Below are 8,134 nucleotides of genomic sequence, written 5' to 3' on the forward strand. Positions count from 1 at the left end.
ATGAGGTGTGCGAGGCCCGGTTGGGCAAGATTCTCAGGGTGAACATGCCCGAAGAGTTGTTCAGCTACGAAGTTGATGAGGCCGCCCTGAAGTTAGCGCAGATGATGGACGGCAAGCTCTTGCTGGTGACCAACGTCCCGGACATGAATCCCGAGCAGGTGATAGCGCGCTACAAGTCCTTGGCCGACATTGAGCGGGGCTTCAAGGTGTTGAAGTCTGAGCTGGAAATCGGCCCCGTCTATCACCGCCTGCCCGAGCGCATTCGCGCACATGCTTCAATTTGCTTCATGGCGTTGGTGCTGCACCGTGTGATGCGAATGCGCCTGCGCGCAGCCAACACGGGCATTACGCCGGAGCGGGCACTGCAATCACTCAAGCGCATTCAGCATCACCGCGTCACTTTGGGCGGCGCAGAGCCACTAAGCGGCGTGTCTTCCATGAGCGATGAACAGCACGAAATGTTCAAAGCATTGAAAGTCAAACAGCCCACTGCAAATCGACAATTGAGCCTCTTGTAGGGGCACGTTTTAAAGCCAAACCTAATGAAATCAAGGTACTTGCGTCATTAGCTGTCGAAGACCGGTACCCAGTTTGAGTGGCCGCTGTAGACACTACACCAGCCATACGTTTTCTGGACATTGATTGATTGACGAGTAAGTCGCCACCCTTCAGCCAAAAAAGCAGACTGATACCTGTTTTTTTGAAGTGTCAATAAAACGACCGTTGTTGAACAACATGGCGGTCGGTTTCTGGCAGTACACAATGACGAAATGATAGCCATCCCGAATCATTAGATCAACATCTTCGTCTTGATTGGCCACCTACAGCTTATACGCGCGGGGAGCGGGTTAACCCTAGCTGTGGAACGCCACAGTTGTCCTATCCTTGAGCGGGCGCTAATCTTCGCCAGTTAACTATCATATTGAATTATTTAGGAGACATCCATAAAATTTAAATTGCATCAAGTTCAGGCACGTCGTCGCGGTTGATACGCCCAAGGGCAACGCCACTCTGCTATCCATTTTCCAGGCTTAAAACATTTCACAAGTAAGCGTTGAGCAAATAAACGCCATAACTCACTAGATTAAAATGATAAAACTAAAATTTCTTGCGGCCTCTGCCGTCATGCTGGTATCTGCCGCAGCCTACGCACAGCAAGCTCAACCTGTTGTCACCTTGATTGCCACTGGTGGCACTATCGCGATGAAAATCGACCCCGTGAAGAAAGCTCCGGTTCCCGCCATCTCCGGAGAAGACTTGCTTGCCACTGTCCCTGACGTCGCTAAATATGCCAAAGTCGAAGTCAACAACATCTCCAACGTTCCATCAGACTACATGGACCCGGTACGCTGGGTGGCTTTGACTAAAGCGGTTCAGGATGCGCTGGCGCGTCCCGAAGTCTCCGGTGTCATTGTTTCTCACGGCACCGACACGCTTGAAGAAACCGCATATTGGCTCGATTTAACTGTGAAATCGGACAAGCCAGTGGTACTGATCGGCGCGCAGCGCAATGCGTCAGAGTCGGATTTTGATGGCCCCCATAATCTGCTCAATGCGGTGCGCATCGCTGTCGACCCCCAGGCAAAGTCCAAGGGTGTGATGCTTGCAATGAACAGCCAAATCAATGCCGCCCGCGATGTTACCAAGACCCATACTTCCAGCGTCGAGACTTTTAAATCTGGCGACTTCGGATTCCTCGGCGTGGTGGATTTCGACCGCATCACCTTCTCGCGCATGCCGCTGCGCCGCCAGTTCATACAGCTGCGCACCGATAAGATGCCAGCAGTGGAAATCATCGCGATGTATGGCGGTGCCGACGGCAAATTGCTGCGCTCGGCGGTGGACAACGGTGCCAAAGGTATCGTGGTCCAGGCGCTTGGTTGGGGCAATATGAACATCCCTATGTTCAACGCAGTCAAGTATGCTTTATCTAAGAACGTCCAGGTCGTCATCTCGACACGGGTGCCGAATGGTCGAGTTCTGCCTAACTACGGCTTTGAGGGAGGCGGCAAAACGCTGGTGGATGCTGGCGCGGTAATGGCCGATGATTTGTCTCCAGCCAAGGCTCGTATCCTACTGATGCTGTTGTTGCAGAGTGGTGTCGGTAGCCAACCCGATCTTCAGGCGGCGTTCAGTCGCTAACCCGCGACTCATTCGTGCAGCGATTCATAAATACGATTGCTGCACGCGATGAATAGTAGTCAATTGACAATTCATCGATGCGATATAGGATTATCAAATTATGTTAACCCTGATTTAGCGACGGCATCATGAGGCCGCTTCACTCTTGACTGCAGCCATTCAGCAGAGGTGGCATCAACGTCAGCTTTGGGCCAAATTGTGTAAATTCACAGCGCCGACCTAGCTGTCGGGTATCTGCCATTTCCTGACCGTCGTGTGCCCTGCACTCTATGTCCGCAATGGCCGAACAGCGGTTCCTTGGGTAAGAGATCGTCAGCGGCGCTTGGCTGCTTGTACCGGAAAAAGCGGCCAACAAGACCGGAACGCACTTTTGTTTTCTGCTGGCACCAATTTGCAATGGAAAGTTGGCGGACGTGGGGGTACGACAGGTGTCATTCAATCCAAGGCGGCGGTTTGATGCCTGCTATTTAATTAATAGCTTTTTGCGCAATGGGGACAAGGGCTAGAGGCCTGTTTGGTTCATGAATCCATGAAAAAAGACGTATCGCCTTGAACGGGCTGGTGCATCAAGCTTTTTTCCAGAGAGTCTGCTCACCCGGCATGGCCGAAGCTGTGAGCTGTTCCGCATCGCCAGGTGTGTCCACATCGAACAGGCAACCCGGTACACGGTGTCCGAGCGTAGACATGGCATGTCGGCCAGTGCGACCACCCAGCCGGCGGCATGCGCTGCCGCATGAATGCCCGCGGCAAACGTCACCCCTAGGCGTCGCGCAAGCCAACCTGCCGACCACCATTGAGAGGTGCTGGGTATTGCCCGCCATTTCGGCATCGCCGATATTTACACACGGGATGTGTCGTTTCCGCCATCCTCAAGAACGTGCTGTAAGTGCCCGTCAACCGCGCCGGGCCGCTTCGATCGCAGCGATGTCAATCTTTCCCATCTGCATCATCGCCTGGAAAGCGCGCTTGGCCGCCGCGCGATCAGGATCGGTGACCGCGGCCAGGAGGGCGCGCGGCGTGATCTGCCACGACAGGCCCCACTGGTCCTTGCACCAGCCACACTCGCTTTCCTGGCCGCCGTTTCTGACAATCGCATTCCACAAACGGTCGGTTTCGGCCTGGTCGTCGGTCGCAACCTGGAAGGAGAAAGCTTCGCTGTGCTTGAACGCCGGGCCACCGTTCAGGCCGATACAAGGGATGCCAATCACGGTGAACTCGACCATCAAGACGTCGCCCTGCTTGCCAGAAGGATAGTCGCCGGGCGCGCGATGGATCGCGCCCACTGCGCTGTCCGGAAACGTCTCGGCGTAGAACTGCGCGGCTTCTGCTGCGGTGCCGTTGAACCAGAGACAAATCGTATTTTTGCTAACCATATGAGTTCTCCTATGGATGACAAGTACATGACTCGAACCATAAGACTACCCGTTTTTTGGGAAATTGGCATTCCTTAGGGCGGCGCCCCTGCGCGATCGTCCGTCACGGCAACTGTCTGAAATGGAAAGGTGGCTAACGCGGGGGCCGGGGATGCCATGCAATCCACGGCGGCGGCCAAGACTGTGGCCGTCTAAGGTCTATATCAAATAGATAGCTGCTTACGCAATAGGGATGGGGGCTAGAGGCCTATTTGGCCTATAAGTTTGCTGATCCCGCCAGAACGGCACCTTCGGGTGCCGTTCGTTCATCCGGCGTTGCGAACCATCACCCCGTCCCGCGACGCGGCGCCTGACTTGACCAATTCCCCAATCAGTTGCTCGATCCCGTGCGCGAAATCCAACTCCGGGAAATGCTGCCTGAAAATCGTTGAGAAATAGGGCGTGGCGCAGGCCCAGGCCATGAAGTCCTCCAACGCGATGGCTTGCACTTCGAGCAGTTTGAACTTCAGCAACACTTTGGCGGCGTAGCTGATGTGTTTGGCCGGCTGCGTGACAAAGCTGTCCAGGCGCGCGCGCGCCACGGCAATGGCTTGTTCGACACCGTCAAAAGCGCTGCCATGCCCCGGAATCACGAGCTTGGGCGCCAGCGACTCAATCAGGTCAATGGTTTTGCCGACCGCGTCAAACGCGTCCAGTCCTTCGAGCTCCGGGAACACCACGCCAAAGCCGCGTTCCCACAAGGCATCGGCTGAAATCAGGGTCCGGGATGCCGGTTCAAACAAAATCACCGAGTGCGGGTCGTGCCCCGGTGCGGCGTGCACCTGCCACAGCTGGTCGCCGAGCCTGAGCTCGCTGCCCGGCGCCAACAGCGCATCGAAGCGGAACCGTGGGCAACTCTGCCCGGTGGGTGTGTAGGTGAGCGCGTGCGGGTCCCAGGTGCTGACAAACCGGGCCTGTCCAGGCGGGATATGGGTCATGAGCGCCGGGTAAGCGCTCTGCAGCGCTGCGTTGCCGCCGCAATGGTCGCTGTGCAGATGGGTGTTGACCAGCACGTCGAGCGGGCGACCCTTCAGCGCCGCCTGCACCAGCGCGAGTGTTTGCGGCGCATGGGTGACATAGCCGCTGTCAATCAGCGCGCAGGCATCGCCGCCAACCATCAGAATGTTGTTGGACGAGAGCCAGCCGCGCTCGAAAATGGTGATGTCTGGGGGGAGTCTGGATGGTTGTGGCATGAGGGCTCAGTCGCTTTGATTTCAATTATGCGGCCTGTGCCGTTGCCGCTTAAACTGGGCCCTTCGACCCGGTCCGCCCTTCAATTTAACCAGCACCTGCTCATGCCATTTTCTTCACTCGGTTTGTCTCCTGCGTTGTTGCGCGCCATCAGCGACCAGGCCTGGTCCGCGCCGACGCCGATCCAGGCGGTGGCCGTGGCGCCGGCGCTGCAAGGTCGTGACCTGCTGGCGTCGGCGCAGACCGGCTCGGGCAAGACGGCGGCGTTTGCCTTGCCCCTGTTGCAACACTTCGAAGCCGCTGTGCCACAGAGCCCGCGGCGCCTGCGCGCCCTGATTCTGGTACCCACGCGCGAGCTCAGCACCCAGGTCGGGGAAGAGATTCGCTTCCTTGGGCAGCACCTGCCACGCGCGTTGAAGGTGTCCATCGTCTTTGGCGGCGTTTCGATCAATCCGCAAATGCTGCGCTTGCGCGGCGGCGCCGACATCGTGGTCGCCACGCCGGGGCGCCTGCTGGACCTGATTGATCACAATGCGCTCACTTTGAGCGGTGTTGCGACGCTGGTGCTTGATGAAGCCGACCGCTTGCTCGATCTGGGCTTTGCCGAAGAGTTGAATCGCATCCTGGCTTTGTTGCCCGTGCAGCGGCAGAACCTGTTCTTCTCGGCGACTTTTCCGCCAGCGGTGCAGACGCTGGCGCAAGTGCTGCTGCGGGAGCCGGTGCGCATCGAGGTCGCGCCCGAACCGCAAACCCAGCCCGATATTGCGCAGCGCGTGATTGAAGTGGATGCCGCTCAGCGCACCCAGTTGTTGCGCCATTTGATGGCGCAAAACCACTGGAGTCGGGTGCTGGTGTTTGTCGCCACCAAACACGCCGCCGAGATGGTGGCCGACAAGCTGCGCAAGGCCCGCATCAACGCCGAGCCGTTTCACGGCGAGTTGAGCCAGGGCAAGCGCACGCAAGTGCTGGCTGATTTCAAGGCGTCGCGCCTGAAGGTGGTGATCGCCACCGATGTGGCGGCGCGCGGTCTGGACATCGCGCAATTGCCGGTGGTCGTGAATTTTGATTTGCCACGTTCGGCGCTGGACTATATCCACCGTATCGGCCGCACCGGCCGCGCCGGCGAAAAGGGCGTGGCGCTGAGCTTTGTCAGTGCTGCTTCTGACGCCCATTGGCGTTTGATTGAAAAGCGGCAGGGTTTGAGTTTGGTGCGCGAACAGGTGGCTGGCTTTGAGCCACTCGGGGTCGGTCTCGCGCCTGCAAGTGAAAACGCCGCCACCGTGCCTGGCAGCGGCGGCATCAAAGGGCTTCGCCCGAGCAAGAAAGACAAATTGCGCGCCGCCGCCGCCGCGCGCGGGCAATAAGCCGCCAAGCTGATGTCAACGGGTCAGGGCCATGCCCGCCCGGTGCGGTGAATCAGTTCAGCAAGAAGGCTTTGGCTTGGGCTAGGCGGTCCTGCGCATCAATCTCTGCGTCATAGGCGGCGCGGCTGGCCAAGGCTTCCGATGTGTAGGGAATTAGCGGTTTGTCCAGCGGGTGCAGCTTGTGGCGGCGCAGGCCGCGCAGCTGCTGCGAACGTTCCATGGTTTGCAACACGCGTTCTGGCTCCATCATCAGGCTGAAGGGATTGAGTTCAAGTGCAAGGTTGCTCATCAGGGTTCTCCGGTGGATTCACAGCGCCATCGGTGGCTTTGACGCTTGAGACAACTGTAGTCGCCCACTCAGGCAACTGAAGTCAGCAAGCGGCTGTAAAGCCTGTCGGTATTTGCCTTACACAGGTGGCGCCCCGGCAATCGCTACAAAAGCCGTACTTTCACGCTTTTGCCCTTGATCTTGCCGGCGTTGAGTTTTTGCATCGCGGCCAGCGCAATGTCGCGCCGCACCGCGACAAAGGTGGTGAATTCGGTGACCACGATCTTGCCGATCTGCTCGCGCGCGTAGCCGGCATCGGCGGTCAGTGCGCCCAGCACGTCGCCGGGGCGGATTTTCTCCTTGCGTCCACCCAGAATCTGCAGCGTCACCATCGGCGGCAGCAGCGGCCCGTGTCCGGTCGGTTTGAGCTCGTCGAGCTTGTGCCAGACCGACTCGCGCTTCTGGTACTGCTCGATCTTGCCGACCGAGCCCATTTCATTCATGCTGGCCAGGCTCAAGGCCAAGCCCGACTCACCCGCGCGACCGGTGCGGCCAATGCGGTGCACATGCACCTCGGGGTCGGGTGTGATGTCGACGTTGATGACCGCTTCAAGTTGTGTGATGTCCAGGCCGCGCGAGGCCACATCGGTGGCCACCAGGATGGACGCACTGCGGTTGGAAAACTGTGCCAGCACCTGGTCGCGTTCGCGCTGCTCCAGCTCGCCGTACAGCGCCAGGGCGCTGAAGCCCTGCTGCTGCAGGTAAGTCACCAGGTCTTTGCATTGCTGCTTGGTGTTGCAAAAGGCCAGCGTGCTGATCGGGCGAAAGTGGTTCAGCAAGAGCGCCACCGTCTCAAAGCGGTTGGCGCGCGTGACCTCATAAAAGCGCTGCTCGATCAGGCTGTAGGTTTGCTGCGCCGCCACCTGGATTCTCTGCGGCTCGCGCATGAACTGTTTCGCCAGTTTCTCGATGCCTTCTGGGTAGGTGGCGGAGAACAGCAGGGTTTGTCGTTCTTTCGGGCACTGCTTGGCCACCGTGGCCATGTCCTCGAAAAAGCCCATGTCGAGCATGCGGTCGGCCTCGTCCAGCACCAGCGTGTTGAGGGCTTCCAAATTCAAATACTCGCGCGCCAGGTGGTCCATCACGCGCCCGGGCGTGCCCACCACAATGTGCGCGCCCTGCTCCAGAGACGCGCGTTGGCCGCGCAAGGCGACGCCGCCACACAGGGTGACGACCTTGATGTTGTCGGTGGCGCGCGCGAGGCGCCGGATCTCGATCGTCACCTGGTCGGCCAGCTCGCGCGTGGGGCACAGCACCAGCGCCTGCACCGCGAAGCGGCGCGGGTTCAGGCGGTCCAGCAGCGCCAGGGCGAACGCCGCGGTCTTGCCGCTGCCGGTTTCGGCCTGCGCAATCAGGTCTTTGCCGGCCAGCGCGGCAGGCAGGGCGGCGGCCTGGATCGGTGTCATTTCCAAGTAGCCGAGCTGCTGCAAGTTGGCCAGCGTAGCCGGGTTCAGGGCCAAGGACTCGAAGCGTTGGCCGGAAGAAGAAGGGGTGGCAGGGGCTGCCTGGGGTTCGGTGGTGCTCATGGCTGGATTATCGGTATTCGGGATGGCGCACTGTAAGCGGGTGGCGAAGTCACCTTGCGGAGATCGGCAATTCTTAAGAGCATCGTGTCCACTTCAACTCAGGTGGACACATGGACACTCCAGAAATTCAAATGCCGCGGGCGGGTCGTCGACGCGGACGCTACAGTGCTG

Annotated in this window: 7 protein-coding genes; 3 read left to right on the forward strand and 4 right to left on the reverse strand. The window is 59.0% G+C overall.

The window, feature by feature from the left end; all coding sequences use genetic code 11:
- The coding region (locus GZ093_RS18800; protein ID WP_296489030.1) for an IS1634 family transposase at positions 1 to 518 on the forward strand (518 nt) is incomplete at its 5' end.
- Positions 519 to 1,089: 571 nt separating this feature from the next.
- On the forward strand, positions 1,090 to 2,142 hold the full coding sequence (locus GZ093_RS18805; protein WP_296489032.1) for an asparaginase: 1,053 nt from the start codon (positions 1,090 to 1,092) through the stop codon (positions 2,140 to 2,142).
- A gap of 893 nt (positions 2,143 to 3,035) precedes the next feature.
- Here GZ093_RS18805 and GZ093_RS18810 read toward each other — a convergent pair.
- Positions 3,036 to 3,515, reverse strand: a complete 480-nt coding sequence (locus GZ093_RS18810; RefSeq protein WP_296489035.1) for a VOC family protein — start codon at positions 3,513 to 3,515, stop codon at positions 3,036 to 3,038.
- 305 nt (positions 3,516 to 3,820) lie between these two features.
- Positions 3,821 to 4,747, reverse strand: a complete 927-nt coding sequence (locus GZ093_RS18815; protein WP_296489038.1) for an MBL fold metallo-hydrolase — start codon at positions 4,745 to 4,747, stop codon at positions 3,821 to 3,823.
- A 102-nt stretch (positions 4,748 to 4,849) separates the two neighbouring features.
- Between GZ093_RS18815 and GZ093_RS18820 the strand changes: the two genes are divergently transcribed.
- Entirely contained in the window at positions 4,850 to 6,109 is a 1,260-nt protein-coding gene (locus GZ093_RS18820) for a DEAD/DEAH box helicase (RefSeq protein ID WP_296489041.1), read from the forward strand.
- Positions 6,110 to 6,161: 52 nt separating this feature from the next.
- On the opposite strand, the gene GZ093_RS18825 is transcribed toward GZ093_RS18820, so the two are convergent.
- On the reverse strand, positions 6,162 to 6,398 hold the full coding sequence (locus tag GZ093_RS18825) for a hypothetical protein (protein WP_296489043.1): 237 nt from the start codon (positions 6,396 to 6,398) through the stop codon (positions 6,162 to 6,164).
- Positions 6,399 to 6,541: 143 nt separating this feature from the next.
- A complete protein-coding gene (gene dbpA / locus GZ093_RS18830; protein WP_296489046.1) occupies positions 6,542 to 7,963 on the reverse strand; it encodes an ATP-dependent RNA helicase DbpA in 1,422 nt (473 codons plus the stop codon).
- Positions 7,964 to 8,134: the final 171 nt, after the last annotated feature.

The sequence above is a fragment of the Rhodoferax sp. genome, assembly GCF_010365055.1.
In the GTDB taxonomy this organism is placed as follows: domain Bacteria; phylum Pseudomonadota; class Gammaproteobacteria; order Burkholderiales; family Burkholderiaceae_C; genus Rhodoferax.

Coding starts and splice junctions, on each gene's coding strand:
- GZ093_RS18805 (WP_296489032.1), top strand. CDS start 1,090: ATGATAAAACTAAAATTTCTTGCGGCCTCTGCCGTCATGCTGGTATCT.
- GZ093_RS18825 (WP_296489043.1), bottom strand. CDS start 6,398: ATGAGCAACCTTGCACTTGAACTCAATCCCTTCAGCCTGATGATGGAG.
- GZ093_RS18810 (WP_296489035.1), bottom strand. CDS start 3,515: ATGGTTAGCAAAAATACGATTTGTCTCTGGTTCAACGGCACCGCAGCA.
- GZ093_RS18820 (WP_296489041.1), top strand. CDS start 4,850: ATGCCATTTTCTTCACTCGGTTTGTCTCCTGCGTTGTTGCGCGCCATC.
- dbpA (WP_296489046.1), bottom strand. CDS start 7,963: ATGAGCACCACCGAACCCCAGGCAGCCCCTGCCACCCCTTCTTCTTCC.
- GZ093_RS18815 (WP_296489038.1), bottom strand. CDS start 4,747: ATGCCACAACCATCCAGACTCCCCCCAGACATCACCATTTTCGAGCGC.